General features: G+C 61.1%; 17 protein-coding genes, 1 tRNA gene and 2 pseudogenes. 10 read left to right on the top strand and 10 right to left on the bottom strand.

The genetic code is table 11. From position 1 onward, the window contains the following. Positions 1–146 precede the first annotated feature (146 nt). The 5 genes from CI807_RS10330 to CI807_RS10305 all read left to right on the top strand — a co-directional run bounded on the left by CI807_RS10330 (position 147) and on the right by CI807_RS10305 (position 4604). Positions 147–223, top strand: a tRNA-Met gene (locus CI807_RS10330). Between the two features lie 198 nt (positions 224–421). Beyond that, entirely contained in the window at positions 422–1201 is a 780-nt protein-coding gene (locus CI807_RS10325; RefSeq protein WP_095014605.1) for a PhzF family phenazine biosynthesis protein, read from the top strand. A gap of 35 nt (positions 1202–1236) precedes the next feature. Continuing rightward, a complete protein-coding gene (ggt, locus tag CI807_RS10320) occupies positions 1237–3066 on the top strand; it encodes a gamma-glutamyltransferase (RefSeq protein WP_095014604.1) in 1830 nt (609 codons plus the stop codon). A gap of 26 nt (positions 3067–3092) precedes the next feature. After that, on the top strand, positions 3093–3818 hold the full coding sequence (gene pgeF, locus CI807_RS10315) for a peptidoglycan editing factor PgeF (RefSeq protein ID WP_095014603.1): 726 nt from the start codon (positions 3093–3095) through the stop codon (positions 3816–3818). A gap of 471 nt (positions 3819–4289) precedes the next feature. After that, a complete protein-coding gene (locus CI807_RS10305; protein WP_095014601.1) occupies positions 4290–4604 on the top strand; it encodes a DNA-binding transcriptional regulator in 315 nt (104 codons plus the stop codon). A gap of 26 nt (positions 4605–4630) precedes the next feature. Here CI807_RS10305 and ddlA read toward each other — a convergent pair whose 3' ends face one another. Together ddlA and CI807_RS10295 are read right to left on the bottom strand one after the other, a co-directional pair. Then, on the bottom strand, positions 4631–5725 hold the full coding sequence (ddlA, locus tag CI807_RS10300) for a D-alanine--D-alanine ligase (RefSeq protein WP_095014600.1): 1095 nt from the start codon (positions 5723–5725) through the stop codon (positions 4631–4633). 44 nt (positions 5726–5769) lie between these two features. Next, entirely contained in the window at positions 5770–6408 is a 639-nt protein-coding gene (locus tag CI807_RS10295; protein WP_095014599.1) for a LysE family transporter, read from the bottom strand. Positions 6409–6550: 142 nt separating this feature from the next. Between CI807_RS10295 and CI807_RS10290 the strand changes: the two genes are divergently transcribed. Continuing rightward, positions 6551–7372, top strand: coding sequence for an AraC family transcriptional regulator (locus tag CI807_RS10290; protein ID WP_095014598.1), 822 nt, complete (start codon positions 6551–6553; stop codon positions 7370–7372). On the opposite strand, the gene CI807_RS10285 is transcribed toward CI807_RS10290, so the two are convergent. Beyond that, positions 7349–8686, bottom strand: coding sequence for an MFS transporter (locus tag CI807_RS10285; RefSeq protein ID WP_095014597.1), 1338 nt, complete (start codon positions 8684–8686; stop codon positions 7349–7351). The two genes, CI807_RS10290 and CI807_RS10285, sit on opposite strands and share 24 nt — an antisense overlap. A gap of 122 nt (positions 8687–8808) precedes the next feature. Between CI807_RS10285 and CI807_RS10280 the strand changes: the two genes are divergently transcribed. After that, positions 8809–9693, top strand: a complete 885-nt coding sequence (locus CI807_RS10280) for a LysR family transcriptional regulator (protein WP_095014596.1) — start codon at positions 8809–8811, stop codon at positions 9691–9693. Positions 9694–9696: 3 nt separating this feature from the next. On the opposite strand, the gene CI807_RS10275 is transcribed toward CI807_RS10280, so the two are convergent. From CI807_RS10275 to CI807_RS10265, 4 genes and pseudogenes are all read right to left on the bottom strand, one after another. After that, positions 9697–10272 (bottom strand): flavin reductase family protein, encoded by a 576-nt coding sequence (locus CI807_RS10275; protein ID WP_095014595.1) that lies wholly within the window; start codon positions 10270–10272, stop codon positions 9697–9699. Positions 10273–10325: 53 nt separating this feature from the next. Continuing rightward, positions 10326–10757, bottom strand: a pseudogene (locus tag CI807_RS32085) (methyl-accepting chemotaxis protein); the annotation flags it as partial. 108 nt (positions 10758–10865) lie between these two features. Then, positions 10866–11552 (bottom strand): annotated as a pseudogene (locus tag CI807_RS32080) (PAS domain-containing protein); the annotation flags it as partial. A 196-nt stretch (positions 11553–11748) separates the two neighbouring features. Then, positions 11749–12081 (bottom strand): DUF2790 domain-containing protein, encoded by a 333-nt coding sequence (locus CI807_RS10265; RefSeq protein ID WP_095014593.1) that lies wholly within the window; start codon positions 12079–12081, stop codon positions 11749–11751. Positions 12082–12306: 225 nt separating this feature from the next. On the opposite strand from CI807_RS10265, the gene CI807_RS10260 reads away from it, so the two are divergent. The 3 genes from CI807_RS10260 to CI807_RS10250 all read left to right on the top strand — a co-directional run bounded on the left by CI807_RS10260 (position 12307) and on the right by CI807_RS10250 (position 16079). Next, positions 12307–13626: an OprD family porin gene (locus CI807_RS10260; RefSeq protein WP_095014592.1), complete on the top strand. Its 1320-nt coding sequence runs from the start codon at positions 12307–12309 to the stop codon at positions 13624–13626. 345 nt (positions 13627–13971) lie between these two features. Then, positions 13972–14646 (top strand): heavy metal response regulator transcription factor, encoded by a 675-nt coding sequence (locus tag CI807_RS10255; RefSeq protein ID WP_033898419.1) that lies wholly within the window; start codon positions 13972–13974, stop codon positions 14644–14646. Continuing rightward, positions 14643–16079 carry a heavy metal sensor histidine kinase gene (locus CI807_RS10250; RefSeq protein WP_095014591.1) on the top strand — a complete coding sequence of 479 codons (1437 nt, stop codon included), beginning with the start codon at positions 14643–14645 and terminating at the stop codon, positions 16077–16079. Before CI807_RS10255 ends, CI807_RS10250 begins: the two co-directional genes overlap by 4 nt. Here CI807_RS10250 and CI807_RS10245 read toward each other — a convergent pair. Genes CI807_RS10245 through CI807_RS10235 form a run of 3 tightly spaced genes read right to left on the bottom strand, consistent with a single transcriptional unit; the run spans position 16003 to position 21501 of the window. Continuing rightward, complete coding sequence (locus tag CI807_RS10245) at positions 16003–19140, bottom strand: CusA/CzcA family heavy metal efflux RND transporter (protein ID WP_095014590.1); 3138 nt, start codon at positions 19138–19140, stop codon at positions 16003–16005. The two genes, CI807_RS10250 and CI807_RS10245, sit on opposite strands and share 77 nt — an antisense overlap. 18 nt (positions 19141–19158) lie before the next feature. Beyond that, positions 19159–20262 carry an efflux RND transporter periplasmic adaptor subunit gene (locus CI807_RS10240; RefSeq protein WP_095014589.1) on the bottom strand — a complete coding sequence of 368 codons (1104 nt, stop codon included), beginning with the start codon at positions 20260–20262 and terminating at the stop codon, positions 19159–19161. 18 nt (positions 20263–20280) lie between these two features. Then, positions 20281–21501, bottom strand: a complete 1221-nt coding sequence (locus CI807_RS10235) for a TolC family protein (RefSeq protein WP_095014588.1) — start codon at positions 21499–21501, stop codon at positions 20281–20283. Positions 21502–21539 lie beyond the last annotated feature (38 nt).

The following is a 21539-nucleotide window of genomic DNA, read 5'->3' as shown; positions in this document are numbered from 1 at the left end:
CAGACTTTTCTCATGCGCGACAAGGTGAATCGCGAGCCACTCGTCGCCCGAGCCGGCGGTTTCGCTTAAACAGTTGAAAGCGTAGATAAAAATTCAAAATAAATGCTTGACGCAATCTCGTTCTGCGCGAATAATGCGCGCCACTTGGCTACATAGCTCAGTTGGTTAGAGCATAGCATTCATAATGCTGGGGTCCGGGGTTCAAGTCCCTGTGTAGCCACCAAGTACTAAAAACGGCTTACCGAAAGGTAGGCCGTTTTTTTATGCCTTCAGAAAAGTGCCGGTCGTTGGCCCAAGCCATTGCGTTGATGTGGCAGGAGGCAGTGCAATTGCGCTCGAAAAAAGGCGCGATCTGTATTTTGACGCTCCCCTGACCCACTGTTAGTGTCCAGCCTCCCTTCTATTCACGGAGTGCTCCCCGGTGAAACTGGACATTTACCAAGTCGACGCGTTCAGCCAGGCCCCTTTCGGCGGCAATCCGGCGGCGGTCTGCCCGCTCACCGAGTGGCTCAGTGATGAGCAATTGCAGAACATCGCCGCCGAAAACAACCTCTCCGAAACCGCCTACTTCGTGCCTCGCGGCGATTTCTACGAATTGCGCTGGTTTACCCCAGAGGTCGAAGTGGACCTGTGCGGCCACGCCACACTTGCGGCGGCGTGGGTGCTGATTCACCAACTGGCGGATGCACCTGAAGTGTTGCGCTTTGCGACACGTAGCGGCGAACTTCGGGTAACCCGCAACGGCGATGAGCTGGCGATGGACTTCCCGGCCAAGCAACCTCAACCCTGCGAACCACCGAGTGGAATGTTGAGCGCACTGGGCATTGAGCAGGCCGACGTATTCAGCACTGATGACTACATCGTGCTGCTGGCGGACGAAGCACAGGTTGCTGCGCTGAAGCCAGATTTCGCCCGCCTCAAGGGCCTGCCCAAACGCGGGATCGCAGTGACGGCCAAAAGCGCGCGATTTGACTTTATTTCGCGCTGGTTCGGACCCAACGTCGGCGTGAATGAAGACCCAGTGACAGGCTCAGCCCACACCTCATTGGCGCCGTTCTGGGCCGAACGCCTGGGCAAGTCCCAACTGACCGCCGAACAAGGCGGCGCACGCCGCGGCCAACTGCGTTGCGAACTCAAAGGTGACCGCGTGATCATTTCCGGCCATGCGGTGTTGTACCTGCAAGGCACGATTTACCTGTAAAAAGCAGTACCCAAGGACAACAGATCATTCTCAAAATGAACGGAGTTCAGCGCGTGTTTTCGATTTCCCACCGTCAACTGTCGGTGATTGCCGCAGCCCTTGCACTGGCTGCATGCAACACCTCTGTCAACGAACAGCCACCGGCACCAGAGCTGGGCTCAGGCTATCGCACCGACCTCACCACCCAACAAGCCACGCGCCATATGGCAGCGGCCGCCAACCCTCTGGCCGCAGAGGCCGGGCGAGAGATGCTGCGCAAGGGTGGTTCGGCGATCGATGCGGCGATTGCGATGCAGGCGGTGTTGACGCTGGTGGAGCCGCAGTCCTCCGGAATCGGCGGCGGCGCGTTTATCATGCTGTGGGACGGGAAAACGGTGCACGCCTATGACGGCCGCGAAACCGCACCGACCGGGGCGACGGAGCGGTTGTTCCTGAAGACCGATGGTAAGCCGATGGCGTTTCCAGAGGCGCAGATTGGCGGACGCTCAGTCGGCACGCCTGGGGTATTGCGTGCACTTGAGATGGCACACACGAAGACCGGCCACCTGCCATGGGCCGAGCTGTTCGAGCCGGCGATCCGGTTGGCGGAACAGGGCTTCGCCATTTCTCCACGCCTGCACAGCCTGATCGCAGCCGACCGCTATATCGCGCAATCGCCGGACATGGCAGCGTACTTTCTGAACGCCGATGGCACACCGAAAGCCACCGGGACACTGTTGAAAAACCCGGCACTGGCCAACGTGTTCAAACGCATCGCCAAGGAAGGGCCGAATGCACTGTACCAAGGGCCGATTGCTGATGAAATCACGAGCAAGGTGCAGGGTCATCGCAACGCGGGCAGCCTGTCCCAGGCGGACCTCAAGGGCTACACCGCCAAGGAGCGAACGCCGCTGTGCACCGATTACAAGCAGTGGAAAGTCTGTGGCATGCCGCCGCCTTCATCGGGCGGAGTCGCCATCGCACAAATCCTCGGCACCTTGCAGGCGCTGGAGGCTCGCAATCCGGCCCAGGCCATCGCCCCCATGCTCCCAGTGAAAAGTCCGTCGCCTGCAGGCCTTGAGCCCACACCCGAAGCCGTGCACCTGCTGGCCGAAGCCGGGCGTTTAGCGTTTGCCGATCGCGCGCTCTATGTTGCCGACGCAGACTTCGTTCCGGTGCCGGTGGCGGGCCTTGTCGCACCGGAGTATCTAGCCAAGCGCGCCGCCTTGATCGGCGAGCGCAGCATGGGCACCGCCAAGCCGGGTGTACCTGCAGGTATCCAGGTGGTCTACGCGCCGGACCGCTCGCCGTTGCGCATTTCTACGTCGCAAGTGGTGGCGGTGGATGACCAGGGCGGCGCTGTGTCGATGACCACCACGGTGGAAGCGGCGTTTGGCTCCCATTTGATGGTGCAGGGCTTCTTGCTCAACAACCAGATGACCGATTTCTCGTTTATCCCCGAGGAAAACGGCCAGCCCGTGGCCAACCGCGTCGAGCCGGGCAAACGTCCGCGTTCGGCCATGGCGCCAACCCTGGTGTTCGACCGCAATAGCGGCGAGTTACTGGCCACGGTCGGCTCACCCGGTGGCTCGCAAATCATCGAGTACGTGAGCAAGTCTCTGGTGGCGATGCTCGACTGGAAACTCGACCCGCAAGCCGCCATCAGCCTGCCTAACTTTGGCAGCCGCAATGGCGCGACCGAGCTGGAAGCCGGTCTGTTCAGCCCTGCGCTGAAACAGGCGCTCAAGGACAAGGGCCATGCGCTGAGCGAGATCGATATGACCAGCGGCATCCAGGCCATCGTCCGCACACGTGATGCCCAGGGCAAGGTGTCGCTGAGCGGCGGCGCCGACCCTCGGCGCGAAGGCGAAGCGGTTGGCGACTGACTATTCAATCAACGGAGAACGCGTTCGTGCAGCAGGCAGATAATCTCGGCGCCATTCCTGGCGTCGACCACGGCTTTTGTTCGATCAATGATCCGCTGCGCCCGGCAGAGGTGTTCATCTGCAAGCAGGTGCATAGCCCTTCGGTGATCGAGTGGCAAGCCGACCAGGTGCCCAATACCGTTGAAGCGGACGGGGTGTGCACGGGTGAGCATCATCCCATTGCGGTGATTACCGCCGACTGCCTGCCCCTTCTCATTGCCTCGCAGGGCGGCGAAAAGGTCGCTGCGGTGCATGGAGGATGGAAGGGGCTGCAAAGCGGGATCATCGCCAATGCCATCAAGCGCTTTACCGATGAAGGGATTGCGGTCGACCAGTTGCGGGTGGCGATCGGGCCGTCGATCAAACCGTGCTGCTATGAGGTAAGCAAAGGGTTTGTCGCGCAGTTTCAAGCTGCCCAAGGGCATGTGTGGTCAACCGGGCAGGCGCCGTGGAGCACCGCGCAACCAGCGCCGTTGCTACCGCCTGAGATCGCACCACCCCACGCCCGGCAAGAGGGAAGTGCGTGGTTTGATTTGAGTGGATATGGGGTGATGTTGCTGCAAGCCGCCGGCATCCGGCGGGAGCAGATCGAGGTGAGTGAGGTGTGCACTTACTGCACCTCCCCCACCTTTGCCAGCTACCGCCGAAGGACGCATCACCCGGAGGAAGTGAAGACACTGATTTATTCGTGGATTGCTCGCACGGAGCCGTGAGAGAAAGCCTACAACCCACTTTCTTAGAACCTACTCATACGATCATTGCATAAAGTGGGTGTCACGTTTTGCGATAAAAGGTCTCTTGAGTCTCTCCTTTTCTCCTGCGATTTTCTGGCCCGTCCTTTCTTGCCAGAGGCTACGTCAAGGACGTAGAATTTCGCGTGTTAACGATCATAGAATCTCCGTTGTTCAGCAGGTTGTGGCCTGACTATTGGACCGAAGAGGAAAGAGGCATTTTCATGGCTTTTCTAGCCAGCCATCCTGAAGCAGGTAGCGTTGTACCAGGCTCAGGTGGGTGCCGAAAAGTGCGCTGGAGCCTGGATGGCCGAGGTAAAAGTGGCTCAGTTAGGATCATCTACACCACACAGCTGGCTTGTGGAGCTCTGGTTGCGCTACTGATTTATGGCAAGGGTGCAACCGAGAGCATTCCAGCGCATACCCTGTACAAAATCGCGAAGGAAATGAACCATGCCACTCACTGAGAAACAGCTAAAGGAACGCGACGCCAAGCGCAATATCGGCGAAGAATTACTGGCGGCTGTTCAGGATGTCAAAGCGGGGCGCTACGGTGCAGTACACCAGGTAGAGGTCACTCAAGCAGCCGAAGCAAGAAGTAAGACAGGGTTGTCGCAACCCAAGTTTGCTGAGCTTTTGGGGGTTTCGGTAAGAACCCTCCAAGAGTGGGAGCAAGGGCGCCGATCCCCTTCTGGCGCGGCTCGATCGCTGCTGCATATTGCAACGATCAGACCGGACGTTTTTCGGGAAGTCCTCAGTAACGCCTGATAGCGTTACCAAGTCCTGGGCAGTGACTAGCGGCTGATCTTGAGCGCCTTGCGCCCCGCGTGCCGCTCCAACGCCAACTCGATCAGCCGGCTCACCAGTTCGCTGTAGCTCATCCCCGCCGCCTGCCACAACTTGGGGTACATGCTGATGCGGGTGAAGCCGGGCAGTGAGTTGATTTCGTTGATCAGCACTTCACCCTCGTCGGTGAGGAACACGTCGACCCGTGCCAGACCGGAACAACCCAGCACCTCGAACGCCTCAATGGCCAGCCCGCGAATACGCTCACTGGCTTCTTGGCTGATGTCGGCCGGCACCACCACCTGGGCGGCCTGGTCGTCGATGTATTTGCTGTCGTAGGAATAGAAACCGCTGCTCACCACGATTTCGCCACAACCGCTGGCGATGGGGTTTTCGTTGCCCAGCACGGCGCATTCGATTTCACGGCCTTTTACGGCGGATTCAACCAACACCTTTTCATCAAAACCCAGTGCCAGTTCGACGGCTGCGTAATACTCGGCTTCGTCGCAGACTTTACTCACGCCCACGGACGAACCTTGGTTGGCAGGTTTGACGAACATCGGCAGGCCGAGTTTGGTCACCGCCGTTTCAAACGAAGTGCGCGCAGCATTGCTACGGGTCAGGGTGATGAACGGGGTAACGGCGATACCAGCATCGCGCAGCAGGCGTTTGCTGATGTCCTTGTCCATGCACACTGCCGAGCCGAGTACGTCGGAACCGACAAAAGGCAGGTCCGCCATGCGCAACAGGCCTTGCAGGCAACCGTCTTCGCCGAGAGTGCCGTGGACGATGGGGAAAATCACATCGACATGTTCCAGCAGGCCTGTGCCCGAGGTCTCCACCAGTTGCTGGTTGGCCTTGCCGGGCACCACCGCCAGCTCGCGGTTGGACTGGTTAAGGGCGATCAGGGCCGGGTTTTCCTGGTTGAGCAGGAAGTTCGATGTGTCATTGAGGTGCCAGTGGCCAGCCTTGTCGATACCGATCAACACCGGCTCGAAACGGGAGCGGTCCAGCGCGTCAACAATGTTACGCGCCGATTGCAACGACACTTCGTGCTCGGCCGACCGACCACCAAAAATAATACCTACCCGCACCTTGCTCATGACCCGGCCTCACTGTTGAAAGTAAGGCTTCTTACCACGGGCGGTCAGCGATTCGCTACCAGATGTGCACCGAACAGCACGTAGCAGCCCCCGGCAAAGCGGTCGAGCCACTTGCGCGAGCGGCTGTAGAGATTGGCCATACGTTCACTGGAAAACACCAAGGCCACGCAGGAATACCAGCTGAACGACAAGGTGGCCATGGTGATGACCGCCAGGGTCAGCAGCATCGGCGAGGGAGACGGTGGCATGGTGGACGCGAAGATGGTTGCCACAAACAGCGCCGCCTTGGGGTTCGACAAGTTACCCAGCAACCCCAGCCGCCAGGCGGAAAACAGCGAGCGCCGCGCCTCGTCCGGCAGCGTGTTCTGGCCCATGGCCGGCGCTGAGCGCTTGAAGAGTTTCAGCCCGAGGTAGATCAGGTAGCACCCGCCAATGATCTTGAACGCCAGGTACAGCATCGGTGCGGCAGTAAACAGCGACTTGATGCCCAGGCCACCCGCCAGCCCCCACATGATGGTGCCTGTGGCGACACCCGCCGACGCCACCACGCCATGGCGGCGCGAACAGCTGGCGGCCAATTGCGCCGTGTTGAAAAAGTTGGGACCGGGCGTCACCACTGCCACCGTCCACAGCAGGGCCAGCGAAACCAGGGGCGCCACGTAGGCGGGGTTGAAGAAATCCATGGGAGGCAGCTCCATCAGCGCAAGGCACGAACGGCGATCATAGGCCTCGTCTTCGCCCTGCACAATCGTACAAGACCCCCGCAGACAAGGGATGCAGACTGGGTTAACGTGTTTCCATCTCTATTTTTCGTGACAAGCCACCATGGGCAAACCCACCGCCACCCTCGACTGGCTGCACCGCGCCCCCCATGCCAGTGGCCTGGACCGTATCGAGGCGTATTTTGCCGGCTTCGCCTTCGACCCTCATCGCCATGACACCTACGCCATCGGGCGTACGCTGACCGGCGTGCAAAGCTTTCACTACCGCGGCACCATGATCCACAGCCTGCCCGGCACCACCATGGTGCTGCACCCCGATGAGACCCACGATGGTCACGCCGGCAGCGATGAAGGCTTCAAGTACCGGATGATTTACGTCGAGCCGGCGCTGATCCAGCAGATTCTCGGCGGCAAGCCGTTGCCGTTTATCCCCAACGGCCTATCCACCGACCCACGGCTGTTCCGCGCCAGCGAAGTGTTGCTGCAGAACCTGGATAACCCCATCGACCCGTTGCAGGAACAGGACGCCCTGTTCGACCTGGCCCATGCCTTGAGCAACGTCTCGGGCGGGATCGTCAGCCGCAAGACCTTCGACTATGTAGCCGCCGAGCGTGCGCGGGAATTTATCCACAGCGCCTTGGGCCGCAGCATAACCCTGGATGAAATGGCCGACCATGCCGGCCGTGACCGCTGGGCCTTATCGCGGGATTTTCGCTTGCTGTTCGGCACGAGCCCCTACCGCTACCTGACCATGCGTCGATTGGACCTGGTGCGCAGCCTGTTGGCCCAGGGCCAATCGCTGGTCGACGCGGCGATGACCGCAGGGTTTACCGACCAGAGCCATATGACCCGGCAATTTCGTAGCACGTACGGCATGCCACCGTCGCGCTGGGTAAAAATGTCAGACCGTTTCCAGAGCAGATAGCCCGGCCGGTTGCTTGAGACGCAGCGCCAACACCGCACCTGCCAGGGCGATCGCCGCGCTCCACCACAACGCCAGCTCGATTCCACCCGCACTCGCCACCGACACCAGCACCGCCAATCCCAACGCGCCGCCGATCTGCTGGCTGGTGGACGCCATCCCCGCCGCCACGCCCTGCTCCCCTGGCCGGATACCCAGGCCCGCCGCTACCCACATCGCGGTCCAGGTCATGCCTTGCCCGACACTCAGGATGAAAATCCCCGGCAGCAACGACCAAAACCCCACGCCGGTCGGCAGCGCCCATACCACCAGCGCAATGCCCACCGCCCCCGCCAGTTGCCCGCAGACCAAGGTGTTGCGCAACCCCAACCGAACCAGCGAGCGCTCCGCCAACCAGATACCGAACGTACACACCAACGTCGCCGGCAAGAACGCCAGCCCCGTCTGCAATACGCTGTAGCCGTAGACCTGCTGGTAATACACCGCGAGGAAGTAGTACTGCACGCCAAAACTGCTCATGAACACCGCCGTCAGCACCATGGCCATGCGCAGTTCGCGGTAAGCAAGCAGGCGCAGTGGCATCAGCGGGTCGCGGCCTCGATGCTCGATCCAGGCGAACAGCCCGAGCAGTACCAATGCCATGCCCAGGCAGCCGAGGGTGGACGGGGCCGTCCAGCCCCATTCCGGGCCTTGTACCAACGAGAACACCAGCAAGGTACCGCCGACGGTCACGGTCAGCGCGCCACTGATATCAAAGTTACGCCCGCGCGCGGGCGCAGCATCAGCGGGGATCCAGTGCCGCGCCGCCCACGCACAGCCGCCCGCCAGCGGCACGTTCACCAGAAATACCGCTTCCCACCCCCACAACTGGGTCAGCACGCCGCCCAGCAACGCGCCCAACGCCAGCCCCGCCGCCGACGCCGCACTCCACACGGCAAACGCACGGTTGCGCGCCGGCCCTTCGGGGTAGTGAGTGTTGATCAGCGCGAGCGTGGCCGGGAACAGCATCGCGCCGCCCACACCCTGCACCGCCCGCGCCAGTACCAGCAATATCGCGCTGCCACCCAGCACCGCCGCCAGGGAGGCCAGGGCGTAGAGCGACTGCCCCACCCGGTACAAACGCCGTTTGCCGAGCAAATCGGTGGCCCTGCCACCCAGCAGCAGGAACCCGCCAAATGCCACGCTGTAGGCACTGACCACCCACTGCAGTTGTTGGGCGGAAAAATCCAGGTGCATGCCGATCTGCGGCAAGGCAACGAACACAATGGTGGCATCCAGCGCGATGATCAGTTGCGCGGTGGCCAGCAACGTCAACATCCAGCCTGAGGGTCGAGAAGGAGACATCACAGCGTCCTGTCCGAAAATAAGAGGACATCAGTTTCTTTCATGCCGGATCGATGATAAATACCGCTATCACTCTTTCAGTAATGACTTTAATCATGGATCTGAACGCTGTTCGACTGCTGGTCCGCGTGGCCGAAACCCGCAGTTTCACCCGTGCCGCCGGTGACCTGGGGCTGACCCAGTCCGGTCTGTCCCGCGCCATTTCGCGCCTGGAAAGCGAGCTGGGGGTTCGCCTGTTGCAACGCAACACACGCAGCGTCAGCCTCACCCCCGATGGGCAGATGTTGTACGAGCGCAGTGCACCGTTGCTGGCGGAGTTGGCCGAAGCCGAAAAACTGCTGCTCGACCGGCGCAGCAACCCGTCCGGTCTGTTGAAGATCAGCACGCCGTCACTGTTCGGGCGCAAAGTGGTGATGCCAGTGATCGGCGAATTGACCTTGCGTTACCCCGAGTTGCGTATCGAGGCGGTGATGACCGACCGCCTGGTGGATATCGTCGATGAAGGCTTCGATGCGTTGCTGCGTACCGGCGAGATCCAGGACCAACGCCTGATCGCCCGCGCCCTGCCGCCACTGCGTTGGGTCACGGTCGCCGCACCCGGTTATCTCGCACGTTTCGGCACACCGCACTGCGTCGATGACCTCAAGCACCACAACTGCCTCACCGTACGTAATTTGCGCAGCGGTCGCCTGGTGGACTGGCAGTTCATGATCGACGGCAAGGTGCAGGATGTAAGCGTCGAAGGGCGGCTGATCTTTGACATCGGCGATGCCCTGGTTGACGGCGCCGTGGGCGGTTTTGGCATCGCCCAGGTGATGGATTTTGCCGTGCGCGACGACCTCGCGGCCGGGCGCCTGGTTCCGGTACTAGAACACGTCGCCGGGCGCAGTCGGGCGATCTCGCTGGTCTACCCGCCGTCCCGGCAGTACTCACCGAAGCTGATGGCGTTTGCCGAAGCACTGGCAAACGCACGCTGGTAAGGCTTAGAGCTGACGCCCATCAATCGGCTGGCCGATGGTAAGGAAATGCCCGCCCGCCACATGGTGCAAAGTGCGCAGTTCATCATGGCCTTCGAAGTGCCAACGACCGTCGCTGAATACGCGCTCATCGGCATAGGCCGCCACCACTTCACCGAGGAACAGATCATAGGTCTGCTGGTTATGGGGCTCGGGTAACAGGCGGCACTCCAGCCAGGCCACGCAACCTTCCAGCAACGGCGCTTCGGTGTGTTCACCCTTGAACGTGTGCAAGCCGTAGGCGGCAAATTTATCCGTGTCGGCGCCGGTCGTGTTGCCCACGGTTTGCACAAGATCGGCCTGGGCCGCGCAAGGCACCTGCAGTACAAAGGTGCCGGCGCTTTCGAGCAGTTGACGGGTCCAAGTGGACTTGTCCAGCACCACAGCGACCTTCGGCGGTTCAAAATCCAGCGGCATGGCCCAGGCAGCGGCCATGATATTGCGCTGGCCATTGTGCGCGGCGCTCACCAGCACGGTCGGGCCATGGTTGAGCAAACGGTAGGCCTTGGACAGCGGAACGGGGCGACGGTGGGTAGGGCTCATGGACGGTCGGCTCTTCATGCAAGAAAGCGCCTACGATACCTGAAGCCTCAGGCTCAACTCGACAGTTGGTTGGCGAACTGTCCTACCGCACTGACCACCTTTTGCGCGCCGTCCTGGATCTCCACGATCACCGTGCCCGCCTCGGCCGCCAGGGCCAGGCCTTGCTCGGCTTGCAGGCGACCCTCAGTCATCAGGCTCACAGCATCGCGCGCCATGTCCTGGTTCTGACGCACCACGCCGACAATCTCCTCAGTCGCCTTGCTGGTACGCGAGGCCAGCTGCCGCACTTCATCGGCCACTACCGCAAAACCACGCCCCTGCTCGCCTGCTCGCGCCGCCTCAATGGCCGCGTTGAGCGCCAGCAAGTTGGTCTGCTCGGCAATGCCGCTGATGGTCTTGACGATTGTCCCGATCACCTGGGATTGAGCGTTCAGCGCCTCGATGCCCTCGCCAGCCTGTTGCATGTGCTTGGCCAGGTCGCGCATCACATCCACCGCTTGGGTCACCACGGTGGTCCCACGCTGGGCGCTGTTATCGGTTTGCAGCGACGTGCTGTAGGCAATGTTTGCCGCCTCGGCCACCGCCTGTTCCTGGTTGACCTGGTCGGTGATCACCGTGGCGAACTTGACCACTTTATACAGCCGGTCGGTGGCGTCCAGCACCGGGTTGTACGTCGCCTCCAGCCACACCACACGGCCATGACTGTCGACACGCTTGAAGCGCGCCGCGACAAACTCACCGGCGTTCAAGCGTTTCCAGAAGTCCTGGTACTCAGTGCTGTTGTATTCCTCCGGCTCGCAGAACATGCGGTGATGTTTGCCCTGGATCTGCGCCAGGCTGTAACCCATGCCGCCGAGGAAACGGTCGTTCGCGGTGAGCACGTGGCCACCGAGGTCGAACTCGATCACCGCGGTGGAACGTACCAGCGCGGTGATCAGGTTTTCATGCTCGCGGGAAGCTTCAATGGTGCGTGTGAGGTCACTGGAATAAATCGAGAAATGCTTGATGCGCCCATCGGAACTGCGCACTGGCTGCACAATCGAGCGCAACCACACTTCTTGGCCATTGCCGCGCACCAGGCGCACGGTGCCGGCGAAATGTTCGCCGCGCACCAGAGCGTTCTTGAAGCGCAGCTGGAACTCATCCTTGCGCACATGGGCCGGCACCAGATCTTCGATCGGCCGTCCGATCAGTTGGCCACTCTGGTAGACCAGTTCCTGCAGGAAGTTGGCATTGGCCCATTCCACCCGGCCTTCGGCGTCCAGCGTCAGGCACAGCATTTCACTTTCCAGGCTCTCCTTGACCTGATTCAAGCTGGACAATTCTTCGCGAAGAGCCGCCAGCTCCTGCTTCAAACGGGTGTTGAACATGGGGCACCGATGATCAAATGAGGGAGATGGATCTGACCTGCATCGGCGTTGCCGGCGTTTTCTGAAGAGGGCTTTAGCCCCATTCCCAACTATATTTTTGGATCCATCAGCTGCCATTGTTTCGGCACACGCCCATCACTTGATACTCAAGGGTATTGAGCTTGCCGCTGGAGTCTTCATAGGTCATGCGCGACGGCACCGGGTTGCACGAGCGGATCGGTGGCGTGACGTTGACCACCTTGGCAATGTCCAGCTCCAGGCCATAGCGATACACCTGGACCTCGGGCGCTGGCTTACCCTTTTTGGCGGCATAGTCGGCCATGGCTTTCTCATTGCGCTCCATCATCAGTGCGAACGTACGATCCCCCCCGCCCTCGGCCAAGGCACCAAAAGACAAAACTGCCGTTAACACGCCCAACGCGATTTTATAAAGATTCATGGTTAGTTCCTCGATTGAAAGTTCAGTACCGAGACTAACCAACGGACCCTGACGCAATCTTCACCAGAACATTACTTATTTGTTAGATAACCGTGAGCTTCCAGAATTGTAATGTTCACGCCACTTCTTCGTTATCCACGGTTTGCAACTATCAGCCCGGGCCAGATCAATAAGAACGCCCACTCCCATAAGAAGCTGAACACTGCCAGTACCCAGGAGCGAACCATGCGTATCCGTCACTACAGCCTTCCCCTTTCACTGTGCGCCGCCTTGCCCTTGACCGCCGTGGCTGCGCAGGAGCCGCCCGAGGGCTTTATCGAAGGCAGCAGCGTTAACGTGCTGGCACGTAATTTTTACTTCAATCGCGATGATCGCAAGGGCCAGTCCAGCCCCACCGGCAACGGCTATTCAGAAGCCTGGGCGCAGGGATTGATTGGCCGATTCGAATCCGGTTTTACCCAGGGCACCGTGGGGTTCGGCCTGGACGCATTCGCCATGGTCGGCGTGAAGCTGGATTCGGGCACCGGTCGCAGCGGTGGCAAAGGCTCGTTCGGCGTGCTGCCGGTGGACAGCAACAACCACCCGGAAGACAACTACAGTAAATTTGGCGGCGCCGCGAAACTACGCGTACTGGACACCGTGATCAAAGCCGGCGATGTATTCCCGCTGACGCCGGTCGTGGCGTACGGTGATTCACGTGTCTTGCCGGAAAGCTTTCGTGGCGTCACCGCGCAAAACACCAGCCTTGAGGGCCTGAATTTGCAGGGCGGGCGCTTGAGCGGCATGAGCCAGCCGACGCAAAGCGGCATGGACAAGGGCTTTGCCACCTTCTACGCGGGCCCGGTCGACTCGCCCTGGATCGGCTATTTCGGCGGCGACTACACCGTCAGCAAAAACCTTAGCGTCAGCCTCTACAGCAGCCGCTTGAAGGACGCCTGGGATCAGTACTACTTCGGCACCGCGGGCAGTTATCCGCTGGGCGAAGACGTCTCGCTGTTCGGCGATTTCAACTACTACAAGGCCGTGGACGAAGGTAAAAAGCTGCTGGGTGAATTCGACAACAACATCTGGAGTGCCAGGCTCGGGGTAAAGGTCGGCGCCCACAGCCTGGCCGTCTCGCACCAGCGCAACAATGGCGATGACGACTTCGATTACCTGCGCCAGTCGGACTCGATTTTCCTCAACAACTCGATCCAGTACAGCGACTTCAACTCGCCCAAGGAGCGTTCGTGGATGGTGCGCTACGACCTGGACATGCAGGCGTTCGGCATTCCCGGCCTGTCGTTCATGACCCGCTACGGCAAAGGCACCGGCGCTGACTACAGCAACGCCAACGCGGTGTACATGCGTCGTGATGCGTCCGGCAACCCGCTCACCGACCAACGCCGCTGGGAACGGGATATCGAGGCCAAGTATGTGGTGCAAGGCGGCAGTCTGAAGGACTTATCGCTGCGACTGCGCCAGGCGACGGTGCGCTCTAGTGCATTTGAGTCGGATCTGGAAGAAGTCCGCTTGATTGTCGAGTATCCCATTGCAGTGCTTTAAGGGAGGCCCATTACATTCACTTGCCGATGCACTACATCTGTTCACAAGTTGAAGTCTGTCAGAACTGTAATATCGGCCTCACCTTCTCGTTAAGTTGCACTTTTTACACTGCACATCGAACACACCTCATCTCTGCGGCTTTTGTGTAGCTCCTTTGGAACAGAGATGAATTTTTACGCCCCGGTTGGGGCGTTTTTTTTGTGTGCAGACTTGAGTGACGAATCGTCGCACCTGTCTAAGCTGGCTTGACCCTAAAGCTACTTCACGCTTCAGAATTTTCCTACAGATCACTCAGCCTCTCCATGAGGCCATGCCCCTTTTCGTATTCTTTGAAGGTAAACCCCCATGCGTATCCTTGTGGTTGAGGACGAACAAAAAACCGCCGACTACCTGCAGCAAGGCCTGACCGAAAGCGGTTATGTGGTCGATTGCGCCGCCAGCGGCGTTGATGGCCTGCACCTGGCCCGGCAACACAGCTATGAATTGGTGATCCTCGACGTCAACTTGCCCAACACCGACGGTTGGGAAGTGCTGGAGCAACTGCGCCGTGACGGTAACCAGCGCGTGATGATGCTGACCGCGCGCGGCCGGCTGGCCGACAAGATCAAGGGCCTGGACATGGGCGCCGATGATTACCTGGTCAAGCCCTTCGAATTTCCCGAGCTGCTGGCCCGCGTGCGCACTTTGTTGCGGCGCAGCGAGCACATCCCGCTGCCAGACGTGCTGCGTGTCTCGGACCTGGAACTGGACCCCCGCCGACACCGTGCCTATCGCGGCAACCGTCGGATTGACCTGACTACCAAGGAATTCGCCCTGCTGCACGTACTGATGCGCCAGGCCGGCGAAGTGATGACCCGTACGCAAATCATCTCGCTGGTCTGGGACATGAACTTCGACTGCGACACCAATGTGGTGGAAGTCTCCATCAGCCGTCTGCGCGGCAAGGTCGATGACCAGAGCGAGGTGAAGTTGATCCATACCATTCGCGGCGTGGGCTATGTGCTGGAGGCGCGCCCATGAAGACCAGCAGCCTGTCGATGCGCCTGGGGCTGACAGTCAGCCTGATGGGCGCCGGGTTGGTGGTGCTGCTGGCGAGCCTGGCGTACCTGGCCCTGACCCACGAACTGGACAAGCTGGCACGCAAGGGCCTGGAAAACAAAATGGAGCAACTGGCCCATACCCTCAACCAGGGCCTCGATGAACACCGCATCACCAACCGTCCTCATTCACTGCTGGACCTGGTGATGGGCCACGACAACATCTACCTGACCATCCTCGGCGCACGGCCCGACGCACCGGTACTGCTCAGCGTCGGCGCCAAGCCCCAACAGCCACTGCTACTCGACGTGCCCACCGGCAAAAACCTGGCCTATTTGAACTGGGTCGACGGCCAGGGCAATCGCATCCTCAGTGCGACGCGACTGATGCCCTTGCAAGGTGGCGAGTATGTCCGCGTGCTGCTGTCGCTGGACCGTTCCGATGATGAGGCGTTGCTCAGTGCCTACCTGCGCTCCACGGTGATCGCCCTGCCGATGCTGTTGATCCTGATCGGCATGGGCGCCTGGTGGCTGGTGCAGCGCGGGCTCGCGCCGTTACAACAGTTCAGCCGCGTGGCGGCCAAGGTCACGACCCAGGACCTGACCCATCGCCTGTCCCTGGACAACCTGCCCAAGGAGCTGGGCGAATTGGCCGAGGGCATCAACGTTATGCTGCATCGCCTCGACGCCGGGGTGCAGCAACTGTCGCAGTTCTCCGATGACCTGGCCCACGAGCTGCGCGCGCCCCTGACCAACCTGATGGGCAAGGCCCAGGTGACCCTGTCCCGCGAGCGACCCTCGGAGGAATACAAGGCCGGCCTGGAATCCTGCACCGAGGAAATGGAGCGCCTGTCACGGATTGTCTCGGACATGCTGTTCCTCGCCCAGGTCAGCCACCCCGCCGCGCGTGCCGGGTTTGCCCCGGTGTCACTGGCACAGGAAGCACAGCGGGTGATGGAGCTGTTCGCCCTCAGCGCCGAGGACAAACACATCACCCTGAGCCTGCGCGGCGACGCCTGGGTGATGGGGGATCGCCTGATGATCCAGCGCGCCATTTCCAACCTGCTGTCCAATGCCATTCGCCATACCCCCGAGGCTTCCAGTGTTTTGCTGCTGGTGGAAAGCTATGACCAGAGCGTTTCGCTGTCGGTGGGCAACCCGGGGCGTGGTATCGAAGCCCATCACCTGCCCCACCTGTTCGAACGTTTCTACCGCGCCGACAACAGCCGCGCCCGCGCTGAAGGCGGCACCGGCCTTGGGCTGGCGATTGTGCAGTCGATCATGCGCCTGCATCAGGGGCACGCCGACGTCAGCAGCCAGCCGGGCCGGTTTACACGGTTCAGCCTGGTGTTTCCTCTTCCTTGCGATGCGCCCACTGATACAACGCTGGCAGCACCAGCAAGGTCAGCAACGTAGAGGAAATAATCCCGCCGATCACCACCGTCGCCAACGGCCGCTGCACCTCAGCGCCGGTGCCGGTGGCGAGCGCCATGGGGATAAACCCGAGAGACGCCACCAACGCCGTCATCAACACAGGGCGCAACCGGGTCAGCGCCCCCTCGTTGATCGCCATCGACAATGAACGCCCTTCTTCGCGCAGATTGCGAATGAACGCGATCATCACCAGGCCGTTCAACACCGCCACGCCGGACAAAGCAATAAAGCCTACCCCCGCCGAGATCGACAACGGAATATCCCGCAGCCACAGCGCCATGATCCCACCGGTCAAGGCGAACGGAATGCCGGTGAACACCAACAGGCCGTCCTTGAGGTTGTTGAACATCATGAACAACAGCCCGAACACCAGCAGCAGCGCCACCGGCACCACGATGCGCAAGCGCTCGGAGGCTTCCTTCAACTGTTCGAACTGGCCACCCCAGGTCGTCCAGTAGCCCGCCGGCACCTTCACCTGGGCGAGAATCGCCGCCTCGGCCTCTTCCACAAACGAGCCAATATCCCGCCCACGTACGTTGGCGCTGACGATCACCAGGCGCTTGCCGTTCTCACGGCTGACCTGGTTCGGGCCGAGCACCAGGTCCAGGCTCGCCACCTGGGACAAGGCGATGAACCCCAACTGACCCGCCGCGTTACTCGGCACCGGAATCAACAGCCGCGGCAGCCCGTCGATGTCCGTACGCAGCGCGTCGGATAAGCGCACCACCAGGTCGAAACGCCGGTCACCTTCGTACAACGTACCGGCCCGGCGCCCACCGACAGCGACGGCAATGGTGTCCTGCACATCGCCCACATTCAGGCCAAATCGCGCGGCCTTGTCGCGGTCGATATTGATGGTCAGCACCGGCAGGCCGGCGGTTTGCTCAACCTTGACTTCCGAGGCGCCCTTGAGCTTTTTCAGCGTCTCGGCAATTTCCCCGGCAGTCTTGTTGAGCACGTCCATGTCATCGCCGAACACCTTCACCGCCACATCACTGCGCACGCCGGAAATCAACTCGTTGAAACGCAACTGGATCGGCTGCGACAACTCGTACGCACTGCCCGGCACAATCGCACTGGCGCGCTGGATATCAGCGATCAGGGTTTCGCGGGACTTCTTGGGATCCGGCCATTGGTCCCTGGGTTTAAGCATCACGTAGCTGTCGGAAATGTTCGGTGGCATCGGATCCGAAGCGATCTCCGCAGTGCCGGTGCGCGCGAATACCCGCTCGATTTCCGGCACCTGGGCCATCAAGGTTTTTTCCAGTTGCTGCTGCATCTGCACCGATTGCGTCAGGCTGGTGCCGGGCACGCGCAGGGCCTGCTGGGCAAAGTCGCCTTCGCTGAGGCTGGGGATAAATTCGCTACCCATGCGGCTGGCGACTACACCCGAGACAACGATGGTCAACACGGCCAGGCCGAACACCAGCGGACGGCGCGTCATCACCCAGTCGAGCACCGGTGCATAGACCCGACGCGCGCTGCGCATGACGATGTTTTCTTCTTCCTTGACCTTGCCGGTGACGAACAGCGCAATCGCCGCCGGTACAAAGGTCACCGACAGAATCATCGCGCCCAACAGGGCGATCACCACGGTAAACGCCATGGGGTGGAACATCTTCCCGGCCACGCCAGTGAGGGCGAAGATCGGCAGGTACACCACCATAATGATCAGTTGCCCGAAGATCAGCGCTCGCCTTGCTTCCTTGGCGGCGGCGAACACTTCGTGCAGGCGCTCGCTGCGCGTCAACAGTCGCCCGTGACGCTGCTGTGCGTGAGCCAAACGGCGAATGGCGTTCTCGACGATCACCACCGCGCCGTCGACGATGATGCCGAAGTCCAGCGCGCCGAGGCTCATCAGGTTGGCGCTGACTTTGTTGGTGAACATCCCGGTAAAGGTGAACAGCATCGCCAGGGGAATCACCATCGCAGTGATCAGCGCAGCGCGGATATTACCGAGGAAGAGGAACAGCACTGCCACCACCAGCAGCGCACCCTCGAAGAGATTCTTCTTCACGGTGGCGATGGCTTTTTCGACCAGGTTGGTACGGTCGTAGACGGTGACGGCAACCACGCCTTCGGGCAGCGAACGGTTGATCTCTTCGAGTTTTTTCGCCACGGCCTGGGAGACGCTGCGGCTGTTTTCGCCGATCAACATAAACACCGTGCCGAGCACCACTTCGCGGCCATTTTCGGTGGCGGCGCCGGTACGCAGCTCTCGGCCGATCTCGACCTGGGCCACATTGCGCACGCGAATCGGCGTGCCGTCCGAACTGGTGATGACGATGTTGGCAATGTCATCGATGGACGCCAATTGCCCCGGTGCACGGATCAACAGTTGCTCGCCGCTGCGCTCGATATAGCCGGCGCCGACGTTGGCGTTATTGCGTTCCAGCGCCGTGACCAGGTCATTCAAGGTCAGGTTGTAGGCGGCCAGGCGCTTGGGATCGGGCGCGATCTGATATTCCTTGGCGAAGCCGCCGATGGTGTTGATCTCGGCCACGCCTGGCACGTTGCGCAGTTGCGGCTTGATGATCCAGTCCTGGATGACCCGCAGATCAGTCGGGGTGTAAGGCGTGCCGTCGTCCTTGAGCGCGCCATCCTTGGCCTCGACGGTCCATAGGAAAATTTCTCCAAGCCCCGTGGAAATCGGCCCCATCGCCGTCTCGATGCCCGTGGGTAATCGCTCGCGGGCGACTTGCAGGCGCTCGTTGACCAATTGGCGGGCGAAGAACAGGTCGGTGCCGTCCTTGAAGATCACCGTCACCTGGGACAAGCCGGAACGCGACAGCGATCGCGTCTGCTGCAAACCGGGCAAGCCGGCCATGGCGGTTTCGATGGGAAAGGTGATGCGCTGCTCGGTCTCCAACGGTGAATACCCGGCTGCCGCCGAGTTGATCTGCACCTGCACGTTGGTGATGTCGGGCACCGCGTCGATGGGCAGTTTCTGATAGCTGGCGATGCCGACACCGGCCATCAACAGCACCGCCAGCAGCACGATGATGCGCTGCTCGATGGCAAATTGGATAAGGCGCTCAAACATGAGAAATCACTCGCGGAATCAATGGGCGTGTTCGGCCGAGCCTTTGCCCAGTTCGGACTTGAGAATGAAGCTGCCAACGGTGGCCACCTGCGCACCGGCGTCGAGGCCCTGGCGCACTTCGACGTAGCCGTTTTCACTCGCGCCCAGCTCAAGGTGACGGGTGACAAAACCGTGCTCGGTGCGCACAAATACCGAGGGCTTGTCCTCGACGGTCTGGATCGCCTCCTGAGGGACGGTGACCTTGGCCTGGAACGTGTCGGCGGCCAGTTGCACGCTGACAAACAGACCAGGACGCCAGGCGTCGTCAGGGTTGGGCACACTGATGCGCACCGTCGCGGTGCGGGTTTGCTCACCGAGCAAATTGCCGACATACGCCACCGTACCCTGCACTTCAGTGCCCATTTCGGTGGAGCTGACCTTGACCGGTTTGCCGACCCGGACCTTGTTCAAGTCCTTGGGAAACACACCGAACGTGACCCACACCTGGGACAGGTCCGAGAGGATGAAGGCGTTAGTCGTCTCACTCACGACTTCACCGACACCCAGGTGTTTTTCCACCACCACGCCGGCGAACGGCGCACGCAATTCATAACGATTGCCACCGACCAGCACAGCACTGCCACTGAGGGCGGTCATCTTTTGTCGCGCATTGTTCAGGGCGATTTCGGCTTCTTGCAGGGTTTGGCGCGCCAGCAGGTAATCCTGCTCGGCGGAGATTTTGTCCTGCCACAGTTGGCGTTCACGCTGAAACGTGGTGCGCGCCAGCTCGACCCGTCGCTCGCTGGCCGCCAACTCGCTGCGCTGATCGGAAATCTGCTGGCTGGAGATCACTGCCAACAGCTCACCTTTCTTCACCGATTGACCGAGGTTGACCTTCACCGACTCCACCACGCCCGCCGTGCGCGGGACGATGTGGGAGGTACGGTCTTCGTCGAAACGCACCTCGCCCGGCAGCACCAGCAAGGTGCTGACCGATCGCGGTTGAGCCTCGGCGATTTGAATGCCGGCTGCCTGGATCTGCTGTTCGGTGAGTTCAAGTTCGCCTTCTTCATCGGCCTTCGCAAAACCGGACAGCATCAGGCTCAAGGCGACGGCGATTGCCACGCCGTGTCTGTTGTTCATAGAGGACTCCAAAGGAAATCAAAAGCGGGCGAGGTCGCCGTAAATCCGTTCGATGCGCACCCAGGCGTCGTTGGCCTGGGCGGTGGCGGTGAGGTATTGGGTGCGCGCCGCGATCAGAGTGCGCTGGGCATCCAGCACGTCGAGGAAACTGAACTTGCCCATCTCGAAGCCACGGGTGGCGCTGTCCACCGCACTTTGCGCGGCGGGCAGGATCTGCTGATTGAACGCGCGCACCTCGGTATTCGCGGACTGCCACAGGTCGAGGGCCTGGCGGGTTTCGGTGCGCAGGCGCAGCTCGGTGGCGTTACGCAGATCGCGGGCCTGGTCGGCACGACGAGTGGCGGCGAGAACGTTGCCCTGGTTGCGGTTGAACAACGGGATCGGCATCGACACTCCCACCAGGTTCACCCGCTCACGCACGCTGGCGTCGTACTGACTGCCGATGGACACGTCGAGATCGGGAATGCGCTGGGCTTTTTCCAGGCCAACGCTGGCTTCGTTTTGCAGGATGCTCAGTTCGGCCAGGCGCAACTCGGCGGTCTGCTCAAGGCGCGCCAGCAGTTGGGTGGCTGACGGCACGGTCGGTGCGGACAGGTTTTGTGTGGCGACAGCCTGGAAGTTCGGCGCGGCGCTGCCCGTGCTAGCGGCCAGGCGACGGTAGGCATCGGTGAGGCCAATTTGCGCGCGGTCAAGTTCCAGGCGAATCTCCGATACTTGCACTTGGGCTCTTGTGGCCTCCACCGGCGAGGCTTTGCCTGCTGTCACCCGACCGTTGGCGACGACCAAGCCACGTTCGGCCACGACCATGGAACGCTGCGCCAGGTCGAGGCGTTCCTGGGCGCGCAGAGCGCCGTAGTAGTTATCGATGACTTCGGCGCGCAGGGTGTTGCGACGCTGTTCCAGATTCAGCGCGGCGGCGTCCAGGGCTCGCGTGGCGACGTCAATGCGCGCCCCCCGTTTGCCGCCCAGTTCCAGCGCCTGGCTGATCTTGATGCTGGTAGTGCGGGAGTCACGGCGAGTGTCCTCCACATCCCAGGAGGCCACCGGGTTGGGGATCAACCCCGCTTGCTGACGCCCCCCCTGGGCAATGTCGATCTCCCATTGCGCGGCCGCCAGGTCCGGGTTGTTGGCGAAGGCGGTTTGCAGGGCCGTGTCGAGGGTGAGGGTCTGTGCCTGGGCAACGCTTGCGGCCGCCCACAAAGCCGCCGCCCCCAACAGTGTTCTAACCGAAAGTGCCATAACGAAAGTTCCACGCCCATGAAGTCGCTGAGGTTTCC

Source organism: Pseudomonas sp. NS1(2017), assembly GCF_002269425.1.
In the GTDB taxonomy this organism is placed as follows: domain Bacteria; phylum Pseudomonadota; class Gammaproteobacteria; order Pseudomonadales; family Pseudomonadaceae; genus Aquipseudomonas; species Aquipseudomonas reactans.
This window is presented reverse-complemented; position numbering and strand designations above follow the sequence as displayed.

Excerpts from the sequence above, each read along its gene's own strand:
- CI807_RS10260 (WP_095014592.1), top strand. The coding sequence starts at position 12,307 with ATGCGTATCCGTCACTACAGCCTTCCCCTTTCACTGTGCGCCGCCTTG.
- CI807_RS10245 (WP_095014590.1), bottom strand. The coding sequence starts at position 19,140 with ATGTTTGAGCGCCTTATCCAATTTGCCATCGAGCAGCGCATCATCGTG.
- CI807_RS10305 (WP_095014601.1), top strand. The coding sequence starts at position 4,290 with ATGCCACTCACTGAGAAACAGCTAAAGGAACGCGACGCCAAGCGCAAT.
- CI807_RS10280 (WP_095014596.1), top strand. The coding sequence starts at position 8,809 with ATGGATCTGAACGCTGTTCGACTGCTGGTCCGCGTGGCCGAAACCCGC.
- CI807_RS10295 (WP_095014599.1), bottom strand. The coding sequence starts at position 6,408 with ATGGATTTCTTCAACCCCGCCTACGTGGCGCCCCTGGTTTCGCTGGCC.
- CI807_RS10265 (WP_095014593.1), bottom strand. The coding sequence starts at position 12,081 with ATGAATCTTTATAAAATCGCGTTGGGCGTGTTAACGGCAGTTTTGTCT.
- CI807_RS10275 (WP_095014595.1), bottom strand. The coding sequence starts at position 10,272 with ATGAGCCCTACCCACCGTCGCCCCGTTCCGCTGTCCAAGGCCTACCGT.
- CI807_RS10285 (WP_095014597.1), bottom strand. The coding sequence starts at position 8,686 with ATGTTGACGTTGCTGGCCACCGCGCAACTGATCATCGCGCTGGATGCC.
- CI807_RS10255 (WP_033898419.1), top strand. The coding sequence starts at position 13,972 with ATGCGTATCCTTGTGGTTGAGGACGAACAAAAAACCGCCGACTACCTG.
- ddlA (WP_095014600.1), bottom strand. The coding sequence starts at position 5,725 with ATGAGCAAGGTGCGGGTAGGTATTATTTTTGGTGGTCGGTCGGCCGAG.
- CI807_RS10250 (WP_095014591.1), top strand. The coding sequence starts at position 14,643 with ATGAAGACCAGCAGCCTGTCGATGCGCCTGGGGCTGACAGTCAGCCTG.
- CI807_RS10290 (WP_095014598.1), top strand. The coding sequence starts at position 6,551 with ATGGGCAAACCCACCGCCACCCTCGACTGGCTGCACCGCGCCCCCCAT.
- CI807_RS10240 (WP_095014589.1), bottom strand. The coding sequence starts at position 20,262 with ATGAACAACAGACACGGCGTGGCAATCGCCGTCGCCTTGAGCCTGATG.
- ggt (WP_095014604.1), top strand. The coding sequence starts at position 1,237 with ATGAACGGAGTTCAGCGCGTGTTTTCGATTTCCCACCGTCAACTGTCG.
- CI807_RS10235 (WP_095014588.1), bottom strand. The coding sequence starts at position 21,501 with ATGGCACTTTCGGTTAGAACACTGTTGGGGGCGGCGGCTTTGTGGGCG.